This is a genomic window from Georgenia daeguensis (assembly GCF_039537705.1).
In the GTDB taxonomy this organism is placed as follows: Bacteria; Actinomycetota; Actinomycetes; order Actinomycetales; family Actinomycetaceae; genus Georgenia; species Georgenia daeguensis.
In genome coordinates, this window is record NZ_BAABBA010000026.1 from 39,601 (window position 1) to 60,145 (window position 20,545).

The 20,545-nt window shown below is 73.6% G+C and carries 16 protein-coding genes; 4 read left to right on the plus strand and 12 right to left on the minus strand.

What is annotated here, in order from left to right:
• Positions 1-180 precede the first annotated feature (180 nt).
• From ABD774_RS18645 to metG, 4 genes are all read right to left on the minus strand, one after another.
• Positions 181-1,422, minus strand: a complete 1,242-nt coding sequence (locus ABD774_RS18645) for a resuscitation-promoting factor (protein ID WP_345044591.1) — start codon at positions 1,420-1,422, stop codon at positions 181-183.
• Positions 1,423-1,721: 299 nt separating this feature from the next.
• Positions 1,722-2,840, minus strand: a complete 1,119-nt coding sequence (locus tag ABD774_RS18650) for a resuscitation-promoting factor (RefSeq protein ID WP_345044594.1) — start codon at positions 2,838-2,840, stop codon at positions 1,722-1,724.
• A gap of 273 nt (positions 2,841-3,113) precedes the next feature.
• On the minus strand, positions 3,114-4,061 hold the full coding sequence (locus ABD774_RS18655; RefSeq protein WP_345044596.1) for a TatD family hydrolase: 948 nt from the start codon (positions 4,059-4,061) through the stop codon (positions 3,114-3,116).
• A 23-nt stretch (positions 4,062-4,084) separates the two neighbouring features.
• Positions 4,085-5,893, minus strand: coding sequence for a methionine--tRNA ligase (metG, locus tag ABD774_RS18660; RefSeq protein ID WP_345044599.1), 1,809 nt, complete (start codon positions 5,891-5,893; stop codon positions 4,085-4,087).
• A 144-nt stretch (positions 5,894-6,037) separates the two neighbouring features.
• Between metG and ABD774_RS18665 the strand changes: the two genes are divergently transcribed.
• Positions 6,038-6,832, plus strand: a complete 795-nt coding sequence (locus ABD774_RS18665; RefSeq protein WP_345044601.1) for a deoxyribonuclease IV — start codon at positions 6,038-6,040, stop codon at positions 6,830-6,832.
• Here ABD774_RS18665 and ABD774_RS18670 read toward each other — a convergent pair whose 3' ends face one another.
• A complete protein-coding gene (locus ABD774_RS18670; protein ID WP_345044604.1) occupies positions 6,833-8,506 on the minus strand; it encodes an alpha/beta fold hydrolase in 1,674 nt (557 codons plus the stop codon).
• A gap of 33 nt (positions 8,507-8,539) precedes the next feature.
• Positions 8,540-10,033: a DHA2 family efflux MFS transporter permease subunit gene (locus ABD774_RS18675; protein ID WP_345044607.1), complete on the minus strand. Its 1,494-nt coding sequence runs from the start codon at positions 10,031-10,033 to the stop codon at positions 8,540-8,542.
• Between the two features lie 325 nt (positions 10,034-10,358).
• Between ABD774_RS18675 and ABD774_RS18680 the strand changes: the two genes are divergently transcribed.
• The gene (locus tag ABD774_RS18680) at positions 10,359-10,961 is read left to right on the plus strand and encodes an isochorismatase family protein (RefSeq protein WP_345044609.1); all 603 of its coding nucleotides are present in this window, start codon (positions 10,359-10,361) and stop codon (positions 10,959-10,961) included.
• Positions 10,962-11,106: 145 nt separating this feature from the next.
• On the opposite strand, the gene ABD774_RS18685 is transcribed toward ABD774_RS18680, so the two are convergent.
• Both ABD774_RS18685 and rsmI read right to left on the minus strand, forming a co-directional pair.
• Positions 11,107-12,669 (minus strand): HNH endonuclease signature motif containing protein, encoded by a 1,563-nt coding sequence (locus tag ABD774_RS18685; protein ID WP_345044612.1) that lies wholly within the window; start codon positions 12,667-12,669, stop codon positions 11,107-11,109.
• A gap of 332 nt (positions 12,670-13,001) precedes the next feature.
• The gene (gene rsmI, locus ABD774_RS18690; RefSeq protein ID WP_425554602.1) at positions 13,002-13,835 is read right to left on the minus strand and encodes a 16S rRNA (cytidine(1402)-2'-O)-methyltransferase; all 834 of its coding nucleotides are present in this window, start codon (positions 13,833-13,835) and stop codon (positions 13,002-13,004) included.
• A 200-nt stretch (positions 13,836-14,035) separates the two neighbouring features.
• Here rsmI and ABD774_RS18695 point away from each other — a divergent pair, with 200 nt between their 5' ends.
• Together ABD774_RS18695 and ABD774_RS18700 are read left to right on the plus strand one after the other, a co-directional pair.
• Positions 14,036-16,129: a dolichyl-phosphate-mannose--protein mannosyltransferase gene (locus tag ABD774_RS18695; protein ID WP_345044614.1), complete on the plus strand. Its 2,094-nt coding sequence runs from the start codon at positions 14,036-14,038 to the stop codon at positions 16,127-16,129.
• Positions 16,130-16,157: 28 nt separating this feature from the next.
• The gene (locus tag ABD774_RS18700) at positions 16,158-16,985 is read left to right on the plus strand and encodes an SDR family NAD(P)-dependent oxidoreductase (RefSeq protein WP_345044617.1); all 828 of its coding nucleotides are present in this window, start codon (positions 16,158-16,160) and stop codon (positions 16,983-16,985) included.
• An 88-nt stretch (positions 16,986-17,073) separates the two neighbouring features.
• Here the strand turns inward: ABD774_RS18700 and ABD774_RS18705 are convergent, their stop codons facing one another.
• The 4 genes from ABD774_RS18705 to ABD774_RS18720 are packed head-to-tail and all read right to left on the minus strand — an operon-like array spanning position 17,074 to position 20,400.
• Positions 17,074-17,754, minus strand: a complete 681-nt coding sequence (locus ABD774_RS18705) for a metal-dependent transcriptional regulator (protein ID WP_486327343.1) — start codon at positions 17,752-17,754, stop codon at positions 17,074-17,076.
• A complete protein-coding gene (locus tag ABD774_RS18710; protein WP_486327342.1) occupies positions 17,751-18,563 on the minus strand; it encodes a metal ABC transporter permease in 813 nt (270 codons plus the stop codon). The genes ABD774_RS18705 and ABD774_RS18710 overlap by 4 nt, the downstream gene beginning before the upstream one ends.
• A 35-nt stretch (positions 18,564-18,598) precedes the next feature.
• Complete coding sequence (locus ABD774_RS18715) at positions 18,599-19,354, minus strand: metal ABC transporter ATP-binding protein (protein ID WP_345044622.1); 756 nt, start codon at positions 19,352-19,354, stop codon at positions 18,599-18,601.
• A complete protein-coding gene (locus ABD774_RS18720; RefSeq protein ID WP_345044625.1) occupies positions 19,351-20,400 on the minus strand; it encodes a metal ABC transporter substrate-binding protein in 1,050 nt (349 codons plus the stop codon). Before ABD774_RS18720 ends, ABD774_RS18715 begins: the two co-directional genes overlap by 4 nt.
• Between the last annotated feature and the right edge of the window lie 145 nt (positions 20,401-20,545).

Below are 20,545 nucleotides of genomic sequence, written 5' to 3' on the forward strand. Positions count from 1 at the left end.
CGGCGGGAACGACAGCGGCGCCCCACCCGCGAACGGGTGGGGCGCCGTGCCTGCCGTGGGCCGCCGCCTCCGGATGCTCGAGCAAGAGCTCGTATGCCGAGCAAGAACATTTGAGACGGCTTGCTCGACACGGAACCACTTGTTCGAGCGGTACGCGACGGCCGGGCAGCAACCTCTGCGTCAGATGAGGCCCAGCTTGGAGGCGCAGGCGGGCCACTGGCCCCAGCCGGACTGGGCCTGGAGCGCCTGGGCGCGCTGGGTCTGCTCGGCGGGCGAGGCCTGCGAGGGGAGGCCGCTGCCGCCCATCGCCTGCCAGGTGCCGATCGAGAACTGGTACAGGCCGTAGTACAGGCCGTTGGCGCTGACGGCGGTCGGGTCCCCGCCGGACTCGCACTGCGCGAGCTGCGCCCACACGCCGCTGGTCGGCGCCGCGCCGCCGGAGGTGCTGGAGGACGGCGCGCTCGTGGTGGGGGCGGGGGCCGGGGCGGGTGCAGGCTCCGGCTCGGGGGCGGGGCGCTCCTTGGTGCCGATCGCGATGACGCGGTCCACCGGCTCGGTGGTCACCTCGTCGCTGCGCAGCGCGGAGGTGACCTCCTTGCCGCCCACGGTGATGGTGGCGAAGGTGCGCGTGCGCTCGCCGGCGCTCCCCTCCTCCACGACCTTCTTCTGGCCGACGTAGAGCGAGTCGTCCTCGCGCTCGACGGTCCTGAAGTCCACGGGCTCGGTCTCGGTCCGCTCGCCGGCGACCACGCGGGTGACGGTCACCTCGACCGTGCCGTCGTCGGCGGAGCCGATCTCCACGCGGTCGGTGCGGGAGACCTCGACGCCGGCGGCCTCGAGCGCGTCGGCCACGTAGGCCTCGCCCTCGAGCTCCACCCGCTTGGTCTCGCCGTCGGCGACGACGTCGACGGAACCGTCGACCACCAGCGGCAGGCTCAGCGAGGTCCGGTCGAGGGAGCGGGAGGCCGCCAGGGTGACCTCGCGGCCGGACTCGAACATGCTGCTGACCAGGTCGCCTTGCGTCAGCGCGGTGGTCCAGACGACCTGGGGCTCGCCGTTGACGTCGACGGTGACCTGGCGCGCGGTGCGCACCACGACGTCGGCGCCGTCGCTCAGCGCGGAGTCCGGGCCGGGCGCGAGGAGGTCGTGCTCGCCGAGCGTGATGTTCTGCTCCGCGAGGAGGCCCTCGACGGAACCGGCGAAGGTGGAGAGCGTGTGGGTCTGGCCGTTGATCTCGAGGTCGACGCTCTTGTGGGCGTGGGCCGCGACGGCGCCGCCGGCGACGAGCACGGGGGCCAGGCCGAGGGCCATCAGGGGAAGGAGGCGGCGGCGCTTCTTGGCCGGGGCGGCGGTCTCGACGCTGGGGGCGGAGTCCGCGGCGTGGGGGGAGGTGGTGGGCTGGAGGGAGTTCGGCGCGCTCACGTTGGATCCTTTGTCGCGCGGCCCGGGCACAGAGCGTGGCGGGCGTGACGTGAGCTCGCGTGGCGAGCGTTCGTCATGCCCCGGGCGGGGCACGGCCCGACGTCGGTCTGATCCGGCGGTCAGGTGCGGGTCAGGAGCACCCGCTGCAGCAGCCCGGAAGACCGGACCGGAACGAATGTAATCGAATTGTTATCTTGGCGTCCACGTGTCGTTCACCACAGGACGCCGGCCTGTGCGCGGGCGAGGCGGTCGACGTCCGCCGTGGAGGCGAACGTTGATCCGCTCGTGGCGAGCGGGGCTCAGTACCAGCCGACGCTCTGCGAGTGGCCCCACGCCCCGCACGGGGTGCCGTAGCGCCCGGCGATGTAGTCCAGGCCCCAGGTGATCTGCGTGGCCGGGTTGGTCGCCCAGTCGGCGCCGGCGGAGGCCATCTTGGACCCGGGCAGCGCCTGCGGGATGCCATACGCGCTCGACGTCGGGTTGTCGGCGGTCACGCTCCAGTTGGACTCCCTGGTCCACAGGCTGTCCAGGCAGGAGAACTGGTCGGCACCCCAGCCGCGGGCGGCGGCGAGCTGCCGGCCGATGGCGCGGGGGTCGCCGGAGTAGCTGGCGACGGGGGCTGCAGCCTCTGCCGGGGCGGCCTCGACGGCCTTCTTGGTGCCGACGAGCACGACCTCGTCCACCTTGGTGCTGGAGACGACGGTCGCGACGAGCTCGCGGCTGACCTCCTCTCCCCCGGCGGTGACGACGCGGTAGGTCTCCGTCGTGACGCCGTCGACGCCCTCGGTCTCGACCTTGCGCTCGCCCTCGGGGAGGGAGTCGTCCTCCTTCTCGACGACGCCGTGCTTGTCCACCGTCTCCTCGGTGACGTGCTCGGACGTGGCGCGCAGGACCTCGACCGTCTCACCGGCCGGCACGGCGGCGTTGAGGCTGGCCGTCACGACGTCGTCCCCTCCGACGACGATCCCGGCCTCGGCCAGCGCCTCGCCGAGCGTGGCGGCGGTCGTGGTGATCTCCCGGGTCTCGCCGTCGACAACCAGGGAGAAGCTGCGGGCGCCGTCGGCCTCGAGGGCCAGGCGGCCGGCGATCTGGGAGCGGGAGGCGGCATCGACGTCGCGCAGCGCGAGCGTGCCGGCCTCGACCGCGGCCAGGTCGGCGCCCTCGGTCACGCCCGGCTCGGCCGAGACCTGCGAGACGGTGAACGCGCCGGTGCCCAGGACGACGGCACCCAGGACGCCACCGCGCAGCGCCTTGACCGCGACGCCGGGGATCCCGAGCGCGCCGGAGCCTTTCGAGGCCTGCTGCTCGCTCTCGGCGAGCCGTGCCGCCCGACGGGTCCCGGGCTGGGGGACGCCGATGACGGGCGTCGTGTCGGTGACGAGCGCAGCGGTGCCACGCTCCGCGGTGTGTCGAGCCACGAAGTGTTGTCCTGTCTGGAGGGGAGACGGGCCGAGAGCGACCGTAACCGATTTGTTATCTGATGCAAAGTCGGCCGATTCGGCTCTGGACGTGCGATGCCCCACACAGCTCCCGGAAACGTCCCCCGCCCGGCCCGTGAGATCCCACGAGTGCGCCCACGAACCGGGGAGTTCGTGACGCCTCAGCGAGGAGGGTGGGCAGCGGCAAGCTCGTGACATCTCGCCGCGTTCGTGACGTCTCGGCGAGTTCGTGACGTCTCGCCGGGAGCGGGATCACCAGGGGCCGTAGACCGCGTCCGTGTTGGCGGTGAGGCGCTGGCAGGCCTCGCCGAGCTCGAGCCCGAGCTGCTCGGCGACGGTGCGCACCGTGATCGGCATGACGTACGAGGCGTTCGGGTGACCCCGGTACGGCGCGGGCGTGAGGTACGGCGCGTCGGTCTCGACGAGGACGAGCTCGGGCGGGAGCTCGCGCAGGGCGGCACGCAGCGCGTCGTTGCTCCGGAACGTCACGGGGCCCGCGAAGGAGGCGTACCAGCCGTGCTCGGCGCACGTGCGGGCGAGGTCGACGTCGCCGGAGAAGCAGTGGAAGACGACGCGGTCGGGGGCGCCGTCGGCGAGCAGCGTCTCGACCACCTCGGCGTGGGCCTCGCGGTCGTGGATCTGCAGCGCCTTGCCCAGCTCCTTGGCCAGGGCGATGTGCTCGCGGAACGCACGGACCTGGTGGGCGCGGCCCTCGTCGCCCGTGCGGAAGAAGTCCAGGCCGGTCTCCCCCACCGCCACCACCCGCTCGTCGCGCGCGAGCTCGGCGACCCGCGCGATGGCGTCGTCGAGAGCGAGCGCGTGGTGCTCGCGGACCGCCGGGTCGAGACCGTCGGGGGCGATCTCGCGGACGCCGGCGTGCAGGGGCGCCTCGTTGGGGTGGATGGCGAGCGCCGCGGCGATCTCCGGGTGCGCGTGGGCGAGGGCCACCGACCCCGCGAGCGACGGGACGTCGCAGCCCACGGTGAGGATGCGCGCCACCCCGGTGCGGGCGGCGCGGGCGATCTGCTGCGCCGTCGTCAGCGGCTCCTCGCCCGGCGGGAGGGCGACGTCGAACTCGTCCACGGGTGCGCCGTCGTCGTCCAGGACCGGCAGGTGCGCGTGGTTGTCGACCACCGGTGAGGGCAGGACCTCGGGCTCCTCGGGCCAGCCGCGACGCTTCTTCTGCTGCTTCTTGCTCACGACCGTCTGGCTCGCGCCGGCGCTCACGGCGTGGGCCGGCCGCGCAGCCGGGCGAGCTCGGACTCGACGATCTCCTCGTCGAGCTTGGTGAAGACCGGGGTCGGCTTCGCCACCGGCGTGCCGGGCACGACGGGCCGGGACTCCCAGGGCGCCATGTTCTCGCCGCGGCGGTAGTCGCCGGTGATGACGGGGTAGGGGTCGCCGCCGTCGAGGTCCTCGACCTCGTCGAGCCGCGGCATGGGGGCGACGTCGCCGGTGCCGCCGAGGACGCGGTCGACGTCGTTGGCGGAGTGCGGCAGGAACGGGCTGAGCATGACGTTGAGGTCGGCGACGGCCTGGGCGAGGGTGTGCAGCACGGTGGCCAGGCGGGCGCGCTGCTCGGGCGCCTTGAGCTTGAACGGCTCCGTGCGGGTGACGTAGGTGTTGGCCTCCCCGACGAGGCGCATCGCCTCCGCGAGGGCGGCCCGCTGGCGGTGCTGGCCTATGAGGTCACCGACGGTGGTGAAGCCGGCGCGGATCTGCTCGAGCAGCTCGGTGTCGATCGCCTCGAGCTCGGCCGGCGCCGGGATCTCGCCGAAGTTCTTCGCGATCATCGTGGCGGTGCGGTTGACGAGGTTGCCCCAGCCGGCGACGAGCTCGCCGTTGGTCCGGCGGACGAACTCGGCCCAGGTGAAGTCGGCGTCCTGCGTCTCGGGGCCGGCGGCGGAGATGAAGTAGCGCAGCGCGTCGGGCTGGTAGCGCTCGAGGACGTCGCGGACGTAGATGACGACGCCGCGCGAGGAGGAGAACTGCTTGCCCTCCATCGTGAGGAACTCGCTGGAGACCACCTCGGTGGGCAGGTTCAGGGTGCCGTACGTGCCGGGCGCCCCGCCGCGGTCGCCCTCCCCGTTGTTCGCGAGCAGCTCGGCCGGCCAGATCTGGGAGTGGAAGACGATGTTGTCCTTGCCCATGAAGTAGTAGGACAGAGACTCCGGGTCGTTCCACCACCCGCGCCAGGCGTCCGGGTCGCCGGTGCGGCGCGCCCACTCGATGGAGGCGGAGAGGTAGCCGACGACCGCGTCGAACCACACGTAGAGGCGCTTGGTGGGCTGGTCCTCCCAGCCGGGCACCGGGATGCCCCAGTCGATGTCCCGCGTCATCGCCCGGGGCTTGATCTCCTCGAGGATGTGCTGGGAGAACTTGATGACGTTGGGGCGCCACGTGCCGGACGCGGCCCGGTCGTCGAGCCACTTGCCGAGGGCGTCCGCGAGCGCGGGAAGGTCGAGGAAGTAGTGCGTGGTCTCGACGAACTCCGGCGTCTCGCCGTTGATCTTGCTGCGCGGGTCGATGAGGTCCGTGGGGTCGAGCTGGTTGCCGCAGTTGTCGCACTGGTCCCCGCGCGCGTCCTGGTAGCCGCAGATGGGGCACGTGCCCTCGATGTAGCGGTCCGGCAGCGTGCGGCCGGTGGAGGGGCTGATGGCGGACTGGGTGACCTGCTCGACCATGTACCCGTTGTCCCGGACGGTGCGGAACATCTCCTGCACCACGGCGTAGTGGTTGCGGGTGGTGGTGCGGGTGAACAGGTCGTAGCTCAGGCCCAGGGCGACGAGGTCCTCGACGATGACGCGGTTGTTGCGGTCGGCGAACTCCTTGGCGCTGACCCCGGCGGCGTCGGCGGCGACCAGGATCGGCGTGCCGTGCTCGTCCGTGCCCGAGACCATCAGGACGTCGTGGCCCGCCATGCGCATGTAGCGGGAGAAGACGTCGGAGGGCACGCCGAAGCCGGCGACGTGACCGATGTGGCGCGGCCCGTTGGCGTAGGGCCAGGCCACGGCGGAGAGGATGCGCGTCATGGTGGCCAGCCTAGTTGGCACGGCGAGCCCCCCCCCCGGCCGACGGCGCACCCTCCGCCGTCGTCGCCCGCGCCGGGCCCGGCCCGGGGTCGGGCCCGGGGCCCCTGGCCCGCCCGTCAGCGGGCCGGGCTATCGTCGTTGCCCATGAGTCCGATCGGAGCGCACGTCGACCAGGCAGACCCCGTCGCGGAGGCGCTGGCCCGCGGTGCGGACCTCGCGCAGTTCTTCCTCGGCGACCCCCAGGGCTGGAAGGGCCCGGAGGTGCGCTACCCCGGGGGCGCGGAGGCGCTGCGGAGCGCCGCCCAGGAGGCCGGGATCACGCTGTACGTGCACTCGCCGTACGTGATCAACGTCGCGACGACGAACAACCGGATCCGCATCCCGAGCCGGAAGCTGCTGCAGCAGCACCTCGACGTCGCCGCCGAGGTGGGTGCTGCCGGGCTCGTGGTGCACGGCGGGCACGTGCTCAAGGACGACGACCCGGCCAAGGGCTTCGACAACTGGCGTAAGTGCATCGACGGCCTGGAGATGCCCGTGCCCCTGCTGATCGAGAACACCGCCGGTGGCAACCGCGCCATGGCCCGCGGGCTCGAGCGACTGGAGCAGCTGTGGGGCGCGGTGCTCGAGGCGGACGGCGGCGACACCGTCGGCTTCTGCCTCGACACGTGCCACGCCTTCGCCGGCGGCGAGCCCCTCGCCGGCATCGTCGAGCGGGCGCGGGCGATCACCGGCCGGATCGACCTGGTTCACGCCAACGACAGCCGGGACGCGTTCGACTCCGGCGCCGACCGGCACGCCAATCTCGGGCAGGGCAGCCTCGACGCCGGTGAGCTCGCCGAGGTGGTGCGCGCCGCGGGCGCGCCGGTGGTCGTGGAGACGCCGGGCGGCGCCCTCGAGCAGGGTGCCGACATCGCCTGGCTGCGCGAGCGCCTGTCCTGATCAGCCCAGCGGGCCGACCGGCAGCAGCTGCGGGACCGCCCGCTCCGGGTCCAGCTCCTGCGGCAGGGGCGCGAACGGCGTGACGTCCTGCCGGCAGATGGCCCCGTCACGCGCCTGCAGGTCCACGAGGTAGGTGGCGATCGCCAGGTTCGCGCAGGTGCTCGGGACAAAGGTGGTGTGCCCGTACCCCTCGACGGTGAGCACCCGCGCGTCCGGCCAGAGGTCCGCGTAGGGCGCCGTGGCCGCGTACGGGGTGGCGGGGTCGAACCGCGTGCCGATCACCAGCACGGGCTCGTCCACGGACTGTTCCCACGGGCCGGTGTAGGCGTCCTCGTCGACGACCGGGACGAACGCGCAGGGCAGGGTCGCCCAGGCGCGCATCCTGCCGAAGTGCCGCACCTCCCGGTCCGCGGCGTCGGCCTGGGCGGGGAAGCCGAGGGGTCCGACCGGGTCCTCGGTGTCGACGCAGAGGCTGGCGAGCGAGCCGCCGGCCGAGGGGTAGTCCTCGATGAGGCCCAGCCGGCGCAGCAGATCACCGATCGCCCGAGGGTCCGGGCCGGGCTCCCCCGCCTGCGGTGTCGGCGGCTTCGGTGTTGCCGGCTGCGGTGCGAGCGAGGCGAGGGTCGCGGCGAGCGCGCCCCAGGCCTGCGGGGCGTACATCGACAGGAAGATGAGGGAGACGGCGTCGTCGTAGCCGAGCTCGTTCGTCGTCCCGTCCCCGATCGGGAACACCGCGGGCTCTGCACGCAGGCGGGCCAGGAGGCCCTCCACCACCTCGCCGGGGTCGCCGAGCGCGGCGAGCGCACAGCCCTCAGGGCCGGCCAGCTCGCACAGCCGGAGGAACTCGCCGTAGGCCTGCTCGGCGGCGACGTGCTGGCCGAGCCGCCACCCGAGCACACGGTCGTCACCCTCGCCGACCCAGTCCTGCGGCAGCACGGTGCCGTCGAGCACCAGGGCGCGCACCCGGTCGGGGAAGAGCGCCGCGTAGGTGGCACCGAGGAACGTGCCGTAGGAGTAGCCGAGGTAGGTGAGCGCCTCGTCGCCGACGGCCTCGCGGAGCAGGTCGAGGTCGCGCGCGACGTTGGCGGTGGAGGCGGCGGCGATGCGGCTCCCGGAGAGCACGGTGCAGGCGGTTCCGAGCACGGCGGCGGACGCGGTGAAGCGCGCCTCCTCCGCCGGCTCGACGGGGAAGGCGGGGAGCGTCCGGATGAAGGCCCGCTCCTGCTCGGCGTCGCGGAAACAGGTGGCGGGGTCGGACCGGCCGACCGCGCGGGGGTCGAACGCGACGACGTCGAACCGTGCCCGCACCGAGGGGTGGAGGAGCTCGCCGCCGAGCAGGTGGAGGAGGTCCACCCCCGGCCCGCCGGGGCCGCCGAAGTTGAGGAAGAGGCTGCCGATGCGCTGGTCGGGCGCCGTGGCCGGGAGCCGGGTCAGCGCGATCGTGGTCGTCCCGGCGGCCGGATCGTCGTGGTCGGTGGGCACCTGCGCCGTCGCGCACTGGAACGCCTCGAGCCGCTCCCCGCAGCTCTGCCAGACGAGGGGCGGGAGGCCCGGCTGCGGTGGATCGACGTCGTGGGGCACGGCTCCCGCCGTGGCCGTACCGACGACGAGCATGAGTGCCGAGGAGATGACGACGGCGAGCCGTCGTCTCAGGTCAACGCCGACCTTGAGCATGTGTCCCGTCGTAGCCCCGGCCGCGGGGCGGGGTCAATGGGTCGAGGACCCGATCTCCTCGGGCCGCCGGACGAAGAACGCCGCGACGACGGCCAGGAGGGAGAGCACGGCACCGCAGAGGAAGGCGGTGCGGATCCCGCCCGCGAGGGGGGCCTCCGGGGCCAGTCCGTCCCCGGACAGGCCCGCTGCCCGCGTCACCATGACGACGACGAACACTGCGGTGCCGGCGGCGCCCGCCAGCTGCTGGGCTGTGCCCACCAGCGCGCTCCCGTGGGAGTAGAGCTCGGGCCGGACCGAGCCGAGGGAGGTGGTGAACAGCGGGGTGAACATCAGCCCCAGGCCCGCGCTGAGGACGACATGGACGCCGAGCACGAAGATCGCCGGAGTGGTCTCGCCGAGGAGCGTCAACGACCACAGCGAGATGCTGACGAGCACGGCGCCGGGGACGACCAGGACCCGCGGCCCGCGCCGGTCGTAGATGCGCCCGACAACGGGGCCGAGGAGGCCCATCAGCAGGCCGCCCGGCAGCAGTAGCAGCCCGGTGGCGAGAGGGTCCAGACCCAGCACGTCCTGGGTGTAGATCGGGAGCAGGATGATCGTGCCGAACAGGGCCGCCATGAGGACGAACATCAGCGCGACGCCGATCGTGAACATCGGGGCGACGAAGGTGCGCAGGTCGAGGAGCGCGCGGTCGGAGCGCTGCAGGGCCAGCTGACGGAGCACGAAGGCGGCGAGCGCGATCACGCCGGTGGCCACGGGGATCCAGGGCGGGACCGTCGAGACGCCGTGCGCGGCGGAGCCCACGGCGCTCAGACCGTAGATGAGCCCGCCGAACGCGAGCGCCGAGAGCAGCACGGACAGCACGTCGATCGAGCCGGGTCGCGTGGTGGAGACGTTCTGGACCCGGGCGGCGCCGAGACCGAGGGCGAACAGGGCGATCGGCAGGACGAGCCAGAAGAGCCAGCGCCAGTCCAGCGCGCTCAGGACGAGCCCGGAGAGGGTGGGGCCGAGAGCCGGCGCCACCGACATCACGATCGAGATGTTGCCCATCGTGCGCCCCCGCAGGTGCGGCGGGACCAGCGTCATGATCGTCGTCATCAGCAGCGGCATCATGATCGCCGTGCCGCTGGCCTGGACCACGCGCCCGACGACCAGCGCGCCGAAGCTGGGCGAGATCGCGCACAGCAGCGTGCCGAGGCTGAACAGGGTCATGGCGGCGAGGAACACCGGTCGTGTGTTGAACCGCTGCAGCAGGAAGCCGGAGATCGGGATGACCACCGCCATCGTCAGCATGAACGCGGTGGTGAGCCACTGCGCCGAGGTCGCCGGGACGCCGAGGCCGTCCATGATCCGCGGCAGCGCCACGCCCATGACCGTCTCGTTGAGGATGACCACGAAGGAGGAGACGAGAAGCAGGGAGATGACCAGCCGGGCCGACGGTTCGAGCCGGTCGGTCTGGCCCCCGGAGCCCTGACCGCCGGCGGTCTCGCGGTTGACGACCTCGGTGGTGAGGCGCTCGTCAGTCATGTTTCCTCCGGTCCGCCCACGGCGGACGGCTGCAGGTTCGGTAGCGGTTCAGCCGACGTGTGCGCGAGCACGAGTCGGTACGTGCGGAAGTCACCGGGGCGTCGACAGTTCGTGCGCTGGCAGCGGCGGCCTCGCCATTGTGGTGGCCGCAACAGCTCGCGGTGAAGCGAATATCCCGCTTCGCCGGATCTGTGCGCGGACGTGCTCGCTTCTCAGCCTCGCCACGGCTGCGGGCAGCGTCGCGCTTTGAGGTCGTCGCGTGCGTCGGGAGAGAATGGGAACCACAAGGTCCGCCGACGGGGCGGGCCGGGATCCGGAGGTCGCCGTGAGCCAGAACGTCGGTCAGGGTGGGCGTGCCCTCATCCTCGTGGACGTCCAGCCCACGTTCTGCGAAGGCGGCGCACTCCCCTCCCCGGGGGCGAACGCCGTCTCCGAGCGGGTCGCGCGCTACACCGCGGAGCACCGCGACGAGTACGCCGTGGTGGTCACGACGCAGGACTGGCACATCGATCCGGGAGGGCACTTCTCCGACGAGCCCGACTTCGTGGACACGTGGCCGCCCCACGGCGTCGCCGGGACGCCGGAGGCCGAGCTCCACCCCGCGCTGGCGGGCCTGACGTTCGACGCCTCGGTCAGGAAGGGGCAGTACGCCGCCGCGTACTCCGGGTTCGAGGGCACGGACGAGCAGGGCCGCACGCTCGCGCAGATCCTCCGCGACGCCGACATCACCTCGGTGGACGTCGTGGGGCTCGTGGAGTCGCACTGCGTCAAGGAGACGGCGCTGGACGCCAAGAAGCTGGGCCTGCAGACCCGCGTCCTCACGGACCTCACGGTCCCGGTCAGTCCCGAGCTCGGCGCGCTCGCGCGGCAGCAGCTGGCCGCCGCGGGCGTCGCCCTGGAGAAGTCAGGGCTCGCTCCCGGATCCTGACCAGTGCTCCTGGATCCACGGCTCGCCGTGGGCCTCCGCCGTATCCCTGTCACCGACGGTCCGGTCCGGGACAATCCTTTGGCCGACGGTCCGGTCCGGGACAATCCTCTGGCCGACAGTCCCGTCCGCGGCAGTCCGTTCCCCTTCAGAACGGTGGTTCGGGGTCTGCCTCCCATCCTTCGCGCGGCAGGGTGGTGACGCGCCCGTCGGGGGTGCGGCGGTACCGGTGACCACTGGGTGTGGTCCAGAGGAACTCCCCGGGCACGGGTTGCTCGACTGCGAAGGCGCCGCACGACTTCAGCGGGTGGTCGCGCTCGCACAGCGGTCCGAGGTTCCACTCGGCGGTCGGTCCGCCGTTGGCCCAGGACAGCGTGTGGTCGAGCTGGCAGGACGTGGCCGGGACGGCGCAGCCCGGGGCGACGCAGGTGCCGTCGCGCTCGCGGACCAGGCGAGCCAGGTCCGCCGGTGGACGGTACGAGGTGCGACCGACATCCAGGACGGTCCCGGAGAACGGATCGAGCACGACCCGCCGCCAGGTGCCGCCCGCCGCCAGAGCGCGCGCGACCTCCGGGGTGATCGCGCCAACACCGTCCATCATGGCGACTGGCCCGTCCGGCTCGTCCCCGTAGGTGTCCATCGGGCTCGGCACCCGCGCCCGGGAGGGCCCCGCTCCCGGACCCGCTCCTGACCCGCTCGGTTCCGCACCAGCTCCCCGGGTCTCGTCACCGACGGCGCGGGCCTGCGTGGTGGCGCCCGCGAGAGCCATGGCGCCCGTGGTGGCGCCGCAACAGGTGGTCTTGAGCCCGGTGTGGTCGAGGTCCGCGGGCAGGGCCACCGACAGCGGCACGGTCACCGTGATCTTGATCCGGTCAGACAGGTCGAACGCGCCGGTGGGGCCCGAGGGCCCCGGGGCGGGGCCGATGCGCCCGGCGGCCAGGGCAGCGGCTGACATGGCGACCAGCGCGTCCGCGCGCAGCTGGTCCGTGGACCGGGCATCCCCCGCCGCCCGTGCCCCGATCGCCGCGGCCTGCAGGGCGGCGTCGACCACGACCAGCTCGTGCGCAGGGGCCACAACCCGCAGCGACGCCATTCCGTCCAGCCCGGGCTCCAGGTGCGTGACGTGCCGCTCCCTCGCAGCCCGCTGCCCACGGTCGTGGGCGTCCTCGGGTCCGGACTGGACCAGCGCCTTGTTGATGTCACGCTGGAGCTGGGGATGGGTCCGGCGACCGGCCCCGGGCAGCACCGCGGCCTGCACGCCCCACGCGACCGGACCCGCCCGGCCGGAGAGCGCGGAGACGATGATGCCTGCCTTGCGCGCGTCGATCTCTCCGCGCGCCAACGCCTCTCCAGTCTCCGCCAGCACCCCCGTGAACGCCTCGCCCAGGTCCACCACCTTGCGCGCCTCGCTCCGGGTCATTCCCAGCCGCATCGCCAGCTCGTCCGCGGCGAAGTCAAGCTCGCGCACGGCCCGACGCGTCGGCAGCTGCCCGTGCATCGAGTCCCGCCCCGCCAGTGCCGCGGCTGCTCGAGCGGCACCTGCCGCGGCGGCGGCCTCGAGCCGCTTGAACGCGGCGACGACCTCCACCGCCGCATAGTCGTCGACCTCGTCGGGTTCCACGGCCAGCAGCAGGTCGAGCAGCTCCCCGTCCGGCATCGCTTCTGCGAGCAGCCCGGCAGTCTCCTCCTCCCGGCTCAGCGCTGCACCCACCGGCCCCTCCGGCATTGCGGCGACGCGGCCATGCCGGGCACAGCCCGCACCCAGGCGGCACCACAGGCATCGGTCGGGCGGCGGTCCGACGGCCACCCCCTCCGCTCCTGGATCCTCGAACTCGTCATCGAACCCTCCGACATCTTCGTCCATGTGTTCGAACGTAGGACACGGCGCCGACATCGACCTGCGGCGTGGCGCGGACTGGGGAGAGACCGACACAGCGCACGTCTGTGGATACAGGCTGGTCACAGTGAGGTCGGCGCGGGAGAGACAGCCTCGGCGAGGCCGATGCGGCGAGAGAGCCTCGGCCGGGCCAGCGTCGGACCTCCTCAGCGCCGCGCCTCCAGGGCGGCCTCGTACAGCTCGCGCTTGCCGAGCCCGGTCTCCTGCGCCACGGTCGCCGCGGCGTCCTTGAGCCGCGCTCCGGCGTCGCTGAGCGCCAGGACACGTCCGACGTGGTCGGCCACCTCGGGTACAGCGGGCTCCGCCCCTGCCACCACGAGGGTGATCTCCCCCCGGACACCGCCCTCTGCCCAGGTGGCGAGGCTGCCCAGTGGCTCCCGGCGGACCTCTTCATAGGTCTTCGTCAGCTCCCGGCACACCGCGGCCGGCCGGTCGGCGCCGAAGATCGCCGCCATGTCCGCGAGCGTGCCGGCGAGGCGGTGCGGGGACTCGAAGAACACCATCGTGCGCGGCTCCGTCGCGAGCGCACGCAGCGCCCGGGATCGATCCCCCGCCTTGCGCGGCACGAAGCCCTCGAAGCAGAACCGGTCCGTCGCCAACCCGGAGATCGCGAGCGCCGTCAGGACCGCGGACGGCCCGGGCGCGACGCGGACCCGCACCCCGGCGTCCGCGGCGACCTTCACGAGCCGGTAACCGGGGTCGGAGACGGAGGGCATCCCGGCGTCGGAGACGACGAGCACGCGCGCACCCTCCTGCGCCGCACGGACGAGCTCCGGGGCCCGCTGGCTCTCGTTGTGCTCCTGGTAGCTCAGCACGCGCCCCGTCACCTGCACCCCGAGCCGGCCCGCAAGCGCACGCAGCCGTCGCGTGTCCTCCGCGGCGACGACGTCAGCCTCGGACAGGGCACGCCGGAGCCGGGGAGGGGCGTCCGCCGCGTCACCGATGGGCGTGGCGGCGAGAACGATGACGCCCGGCTCCATGGCGGACGCCGTGCCGGAGTCCATGGCGGACACCGCCCAAGGCTCCAGGGCGGACGCCTGACCCTGCTCGACGGCGGACATCGCGCCCGGCTCCACGGCGGGCGTCGCCCCGCGCGCCTCGTCGGGGGTCGCCGCGGCGCGGTCGGGGACGGCGGCTTCACTCACGCTCCCAGTCTCCCCCATCGCCCTACACTCGCCGGGTGACCACGCCTGACCGGACGCCCCACCTGGGCGGGAGCACCGAGTCGGACGAGTCGACGCGCGTGGCGCTGGGCAGCCCCGATGCGGCGCACGACCGCGGCGAACCAGCGCCGCACCCCCCGATCTTCGCCGGGCCGGCACCGTTCCCCTCCCGGCGCGAGGGCGAGCACCTCACCGACGACGACCGCCAGCGCCTCGCCCGCACGGTCATGCGCCGCGGCTTCCGCGAGCGCCGCTCGGGCACCGCGGAGCCCGCCGTCGCCGCACACCCCAGGTCCGCCGTCGAGATCGAGGACGACCTCCGGGGTCGCCTGGGACTGCGATCGCTGGGTGACCGGCTCGACCCCACCGCCCGCCTCTGGGGCTGGCTCGGCCCTCTCGTGGTCACAGCCCTGGCCGCGGTGATGCGCCTGGTCAACCTCAACCATCCGACGCGCCTGATCTTCGACGAGACGTACTACGTCAAGCAGGCGTACTCGATGCTGACCCTCGGCTACGAGGGTGACTGGCCCGCCGACGACGCCAACGACCGCTTCGTCCAGGGGGACTTCTCCGACCTGTCCACCAAGGCCGACTACGTCGTCCATCCGTCGGTCGGGAAGTGGATGATCGCCGTCGGCCTGCGGCTCTTCGGCGCCGACAACGGGGCGGGCTGGCGCTTCGGGGCCGCGGTCGTCGGAACGGTCTCGGTGCTGCTCCTCGCCCGCCTCGCCACCCGGATGTTCGGCTCGGCGCTGCTCGGGACGGTCGCCGGGCTGCTGCTCGCGATCGACGGGATGCACCTGACGGAGTCGCGCACCTCCCTGCTCGACATCTTCCTCATGTTCTGGGTACTTGTCGGATTCTGGTTCGTCCTGAAGGACCGAGAGGCCACCCGCGCGGTCCTCGCCCGCCGGACCGCGGCGGTGCTCGCCGTCGAGGAGGAAAGGGCCGGCGGCCGGGCGGCGCTGCCGGAGCGGTTCGCCCCGCGGGTGGGGCCGCGGTGGTGGCTCGTGGGGGCCGGCGTCGCGCTCGGCCTGGCCTGCGGGGTCAAGTGGTCCGGCATCTACGCCGTCGCGGTGTTCGGTGTCATGGTGTTCGTCTGGGACACGTGCGCACGCCGGGCCGTCGGGGCCCGCTCCTGGCTGGCCGGGGGTGTGCTGCGCGGGGGCGTCCCGGCCTTCCTCGCCCTCGTCCCGACGGCGGCGCTGACCTACGTGGCGACCTGGTTCTCCTGGTTCACGCACGCCGACTCCTACCGCCGGCAGTGGGCCGCGGACCTGCGCGCCGGCGGCGAGCCGGTGCCCCGCTCCTGGCTGCCGGACACGCTCAACTCCTGGTGGGAGTACCACCTCGTGATGTGGGACTTCCACAACAACCTCACCCCCGAGCACTCCTACGCCGCGCACCCGGCGGGCTGGATCATCCAGTGGCGGCCGACCTCGTTCTTCTGGCCCGACCCCGCTCCGCCGCCGGAGGCCTGCGGCGCGGAGCGGTGCGTGCAGGCGATCACCTCGCTCGGCAACCCCGTGGTGTGGTGGCTCGGCGCGCTCGCGCTGGTGGTCCTCGTCCACGCGGCCGTGCGGCGCCGCGACTGGCGCGCCTGGGCGATCCTCGCCGGCTACGCGGCCATGTACCTGCCGTGGTTCGCCTACGCGCACCGCACGATCTTCACGTTCTACGCCGTGGCCTTCGTGCCCTACGTGGTGCTGTGCCTAACCTTCGTGCTCGGCTGGGTCACGGGCCTCCTTCGCCCGCCCCGCCGCGACCCAGGGGTCAGCACGACGGCGGACGCGCTCCCCGGCACGACGGCGAACGCGGTCCCCGGAACGACGGCCGACGCGCTCCCCGGAACGACGGCCGACGCGCTCCCCGGAACGACGGCCGACGCGGGCCCCGCGACGACGGCGGAGCCGCCGGCCCGGCCCTCGCGCCTCGCGCTGCTGCTCACCGACGACGGCACCGTCCGGCTGACCGCACGCTCCTGGGCGGTGCTGGGCGTCGTCGTCGGCCTGGCGGTGGCAGCTGCGGTCTTCTGGTGGCCGATCTGGACCGGCGCGACGGTCTCCTACGACTTCTGGCGCTGGCACATGTGGCTGCCGAGCTGGATCTGACTTTCCCGCCCGACCTCGAGGAGCATCAGTGAGCCGTTCCGTCCGTCACGCCCGAGTCCTGATCACCGGCGCCACCCGCGGCATGGGCCGTCTCTTCGCCGAGCGCGCCGCCGACGAGGGCGCCGCCGAGCTGATCCTGTGGGGCAGGGACCCGGACGCCCTCGCGCGGACGTCGGAGGCCCTCGCCCGGCCGGGCCTGCGGATCCGCACCGACGTCGTCGACCTCACCGAACCGACGCAGGTCGACGACGCCGCCGCAGGGCTCCTCGCGGACGGCGTCGTGCCGGACGTGCTCGTCAACAACGCCGGTGTGATCACCGGCAACGCCTTCTTCTGGGAGCTCACGCCCGACGACACCGTCCGCACGCTGCGGGTCAACACCCTCGCGCCGATGCGCCTGGTCGGCCACCTGCTGCCGGCGATGATCGCCGACGGCGGGCGCCCCAAGCGGGTCCTCAACGTCGCCTCGGCCGCCGGTATCGTGCCGAACCCGCGCATGTCCGTCTACGCCGCGTCGAAGGCGGCGCTGCTCAGCTGGTCCGACACCCTCCGCCTCGAGCTCGCCCAGGCAGGTCACCACCACGTGGCGGTCACCACGTTCAGCCCGTCCTACGTGGCGACCGAGATGTTCACGGGCACCCGGGCGGTGGCGCTGACGCCCGTGCTCACCCCGGAGCGGGCCGTGGACCAGGCGTGGCGGGCCATGCTCGCCGGACGCGCGCACATCATCACCCCGCCCACGGTCCTCGTCGCCCGCGCGGCCCGCGGCCTGCTCCCCTCGCGCGCCTGGGACGCGATGGCCTCGGCGTTCGGGGTCCACCGCTCGATGGAGACCTTCAACGGCCGCGAGAGCTGAGCGCCCTCCCGGGCGCCGTGCGCGACCCCGGGGAGCCGGGCGGCGACCCCGGGGAGCCGGGCGGCGGCCCGGTGTCGAGCGCCGGGGCTCAGTCCCGCACGACCCACACCGACTCGGCCGCCGTCAGCCCCACCTCGACGGGGCCCGGGCGTCCGGCGATCCGGAGGGTCAGCGTGCCGGCGAAGTCCCGCCGGTCCACCACGTGCAGCTCGGTGTCCAGGGCGACACCCAGGTCGTCGAAGTAGCGCAGCACCTGCGGGTCGTTGTCCGAGATCCGGGCGACGCGCACCCGCGCGCCCCCCGGCACGAGGTGGAGCTGGCCGGCCGGCGGGCTGGGCACCGCGCCGTCGGGGCCCGGGATCGGGTCACCGTGCGGGTCCCGGTCCGGGTGCCCCAGCCGGGCGTCCAGGGCGTCGACCAGCCGGTCGGACACGGCGTGCTCGAGCACCTCGGCCTCGTCGTGGACCTCGTCCCAGCCGTAGCCCAGCTCGGCCACGAGGAACGTCTCGAGGATCCGGTGCCGGCGGACGACGGCGAGCGCCGCGCGCCGCCCCTGCTCGGTGAGCTCGATCGCGCCGTAGCGGGCGTGCCGGAGCAGGCCCTGCGCCGTGAGCTTCTTGACCGCCTCGGAGACGGTCGACGGCGAGAACCCCATCCGCCGGGCGAGCAGCGTGGTGGTGACCGGGTCGTCCGACCACTCCTGCACCGACCAGATGACCTTGAGATAGTCCTGGTTGGCGGCGGTCAGCTCCTCGATCACGGCGCTCAGGCTACGCGAGCCGGGGCGGGCGGCCGTCTGCGGAGCAGGCCGGCGCGCGGGGCGAGGAGGTAGGCCACGGCGAACGCCGTCCCCTGCGCCAGCACAACCATCGGCCCGGAGGCGGTGTCGAGGTAGTAGCTGGCGTAGATGCCGGCGACGGCGCACGCCGCCGCGAGCGCCGGGGCGATCACGAGCATGCGCGAGATCCGGTCGGTCAGCAGGCGAGCAGTGGCGCCGGGGACGATGAGCATCGCCACCACGAGCACCACGCCGACGGCCTGCAGGGCGACGACGACGGTCAGGGCGAGCAGGGCCAGGAGCATCGCCCCGAGGCGGCGCGGACTCAGGCCGATGGCCTGGGCGTGGGTGGGGTCGAAGGCGTAGAGGGTGAGGTCACGCCGCTTGAGCACGAGCACCGCGAGGGTGAGCGCGCCGAGCGCGAGGACCTGGACGAGGTCCGCCGTCGAGACGCCGAGGAGGTTGCCGAACAGGATGTGGTTGAGGTCGGTCTGGCTCGGCACGACCGAGACCAGCACCAGCCCCAGGGCGAACAGCACGGTGAAGACGACGCCGATGGCGGCGTCCTCCCGGAGCACCGACCGGTCCCGCACCACCCCGATCAGCCCGACGGCGAGGAGGCCGAAGACGAGCGCGCCGACGGCGAACGGCGCGCCCAGCAGGTAGGCGAGCACCACGCCGGGCAGGACGGCGTGGGAGACGGCGTCGCCCATGAGCGACCAGCCGATGAGGACCAGCCAGCAGCTCAGCACGCCGCACACCACGGCGGCGACGAGCGAGACGACGAACGCCCGCTGCATGAACCCGTAGGCCAGGGGCTCGGCGAGGAGCTCGATCACGGCGTCGCCTCCGCCGGGTCGACGCCGAACGCGCGGGCCAGGTTGTCCGGCCGGAGGACCTCGTCGGGCGGGGCGTGCAGGAGGACGCGGCGGTGCAGCAGGACGGCGTCGTCGCACAGCTCCTCGAGGCGCGCCAGGTCGTGGGTGGAGACCAGGACGGTGCGCCCGTCGGCGGCGAGGTCGCGCAGCAGCAGGGTCAGGGTCGCCTCGGTGCGCCGGTCCACGCCGGCGAAGGGCTCGTCAAGGAGCAGCACGCCGGCCTCCTGCGCGAGACCGCGGGCGACGAAGGCACGCTTGCGCTGCCCGCCGGACAGGGCCCCGATCTGCCGGTCGGCGAGGTCGGCCAGGTCCACGCGGTCCAGGGCGGCGTCGACGGCGTCGTGGTCGGCCCGCCGGGGGCGGCGTGCCGGGCCCAGGCGGCCGTAGCGCCCCATGAGGACGACGTCCCGCACCGGGACCGGGAAGGTCCAGTCGACGTCCTCCGTCTGCGGGACGTACGCCACGACGCCGCGGCGGCGCGCCTGCTCGGTGCTCAGGCCCTGCACGCGGACGTGGCCGGCGGCGGGCCGCACGAGCCCCATGACGGCCTTGAAGAGCGTGGACTTGCCGGAGCCGTTCATGCCCACCAGCCCGGTGACGCGTCCGGTCCGGAGGGTGAAGGTGGCGCCGTCGAGCGCGGTCACCGCGCCGTAGCGCACGGTGAGGTCCCGAACCTCCAGGGCAGGGGCGGCGGGGCGGGAGTCGACGGTCACGGCCGTCCCTCCCCGGTGAGCCCGGCGACGATGGTCGCGGCGTCGTGGCGCAGCAGGTCCAGGTAGGTGGGCACCGGCCCGTCCGGCCGTGAGAGGGAGTCGACGTACAGCGTCCCGCCGTAGCGGGCCCCCGTCTCCGCGGCCACCTGCAGCTGGGCGTCCGCGTTGACGGTGGACTCGCAGAACACCGCCGGCACGTCGTCCTCGCGCACCCGGTCGATCACGGCGGCGACCTGCCGCGGCGTGGACTGCCGCTCGGCGTTGACCGGCCAGAGGTAGGCCTCCCGCAGACCGGCGTCGCGGGCGAGGTAGGAGAAGGCCCCCTCGCAGGTCACGAGCACGCGGCGCTCCTCGGGCAGCGTCCCCAGCGCGGCCACGAGCCCCTGGCGCACCTCCTCCAGCTCGGCCGCGTACCGTTCCCCGTTCGCCGCGTAGTCCTGGGCGTGCGCGGGGTCGAGGTCGCCGAGCGCGTCGACGATGTTCCCCACGTAGACCTGCCCCGCCGAGGGCGACATCCACGCGTGCGGGTTCGTCGCGTCCTCCCGCCCGGCGATCGGGATCGGCTCCACGCCCTCGCTGAGCACCACGTGGCCGGCGTCGACGTCCGCCATGAACTGGTCGAACCACGCCTCGAGCCCGAGCCCGTTGTCGAGCACGAGGTCGGCGCCCTGGCCGCGCGTGAGGTCCTCCGGCGTCGGCTCGTAGCCGTGGATCTCCGCGCCGACGTCTGTCACCGACTCCACCCGCACGTGCTCGCCACCGACGTTGCGCGCCATGTCCGCCAGCACCGTGAACGTCGTGAGGACCAGCGGCCGGTCGTCGGCACCGCCTGCAGCGTCCTCCTCGCCCGCGCGTTCCGCCTCGCCGGCGCGGCCGTTCTCCTGCCCGACGGCGGAGCCGCCGTCGCCGTCAGAGCCGAGCTCCCCGACGCCGTACCCCCGTCCGCCGCCGCCGTCGGCCGCCGAGCACGCCGCGAGCGCCCACGCGCCCGCCACCATCGCGGCCACCACCGCCTGTCGGCGGCCCCGAACCAAAAGTTTCGGCATGCCGAAATAGTAGGAGTGACCACCCACGCGGACAAGGGCCGGGAGGGGGCCGGCGGCGCCGGGCCGGCGGCGTCGCGGGCGGGCCGCGGGTCGCGTGGGGTCGTGGGTCACCCGCCGACGCGGGCCGCCGACGCGGGCCGCCGAC

Excerpts from the sequence above, each read along its gene's own strand:
- rsmI (WP_425554602.1), bottom strand. The coding sequence starts at position 13,835 with ATGGAGCCGGGCGTCATCGTTCTCGCCGCCACGCCCATCGGTGACGCG.
- ABD774_RS18720 (WP_345044625.1), bottom strand. The coding sequence starts at position 20,400 with ATGCCGAAACTTTTGGTTCGGGGCCGCCGACAGGCGGTGGTGGCCGCG.
- ABD774_RS18710 (WP_486327342.1), bottom strand. The coding sequence starts at position 18,563 with ATGCAGCGGGCGTTCGTCGTCTCGCTCGTCGCCGCCGTGGTGTGCGGC.
- metG (WP_345044599.1), bottom strand. The coding sequence starts at position 5,893 with ATGACGCGCATCCTCTCCGCCGTGGCCTGGCCCTACGCCAACGGGCCG.
- ABD774_RS18665 (WP_345044601.1), top strand. The coding sequence starts at position 6,038 with ATGAGTCCGATCGGAGCGCACGTCGACCAGGCAGACCCCGTCGCGGAG.
- ABD774_RS18675 (WP_345044607.1), bottom strand. The coding sequence starts at position 10,033 with ATGACTGACGAGCGCCTCACCACCGAGGTCGTCAACCGCGAGACCGCC.
- ABD774_RS18670 (WP_345044604.1), bottom strand. The coding sequence starts at position 8,506 with ATGCTCAAGGTCGGCGTTGACCTGAGACGACGGCTCGCCGTCGTCATC.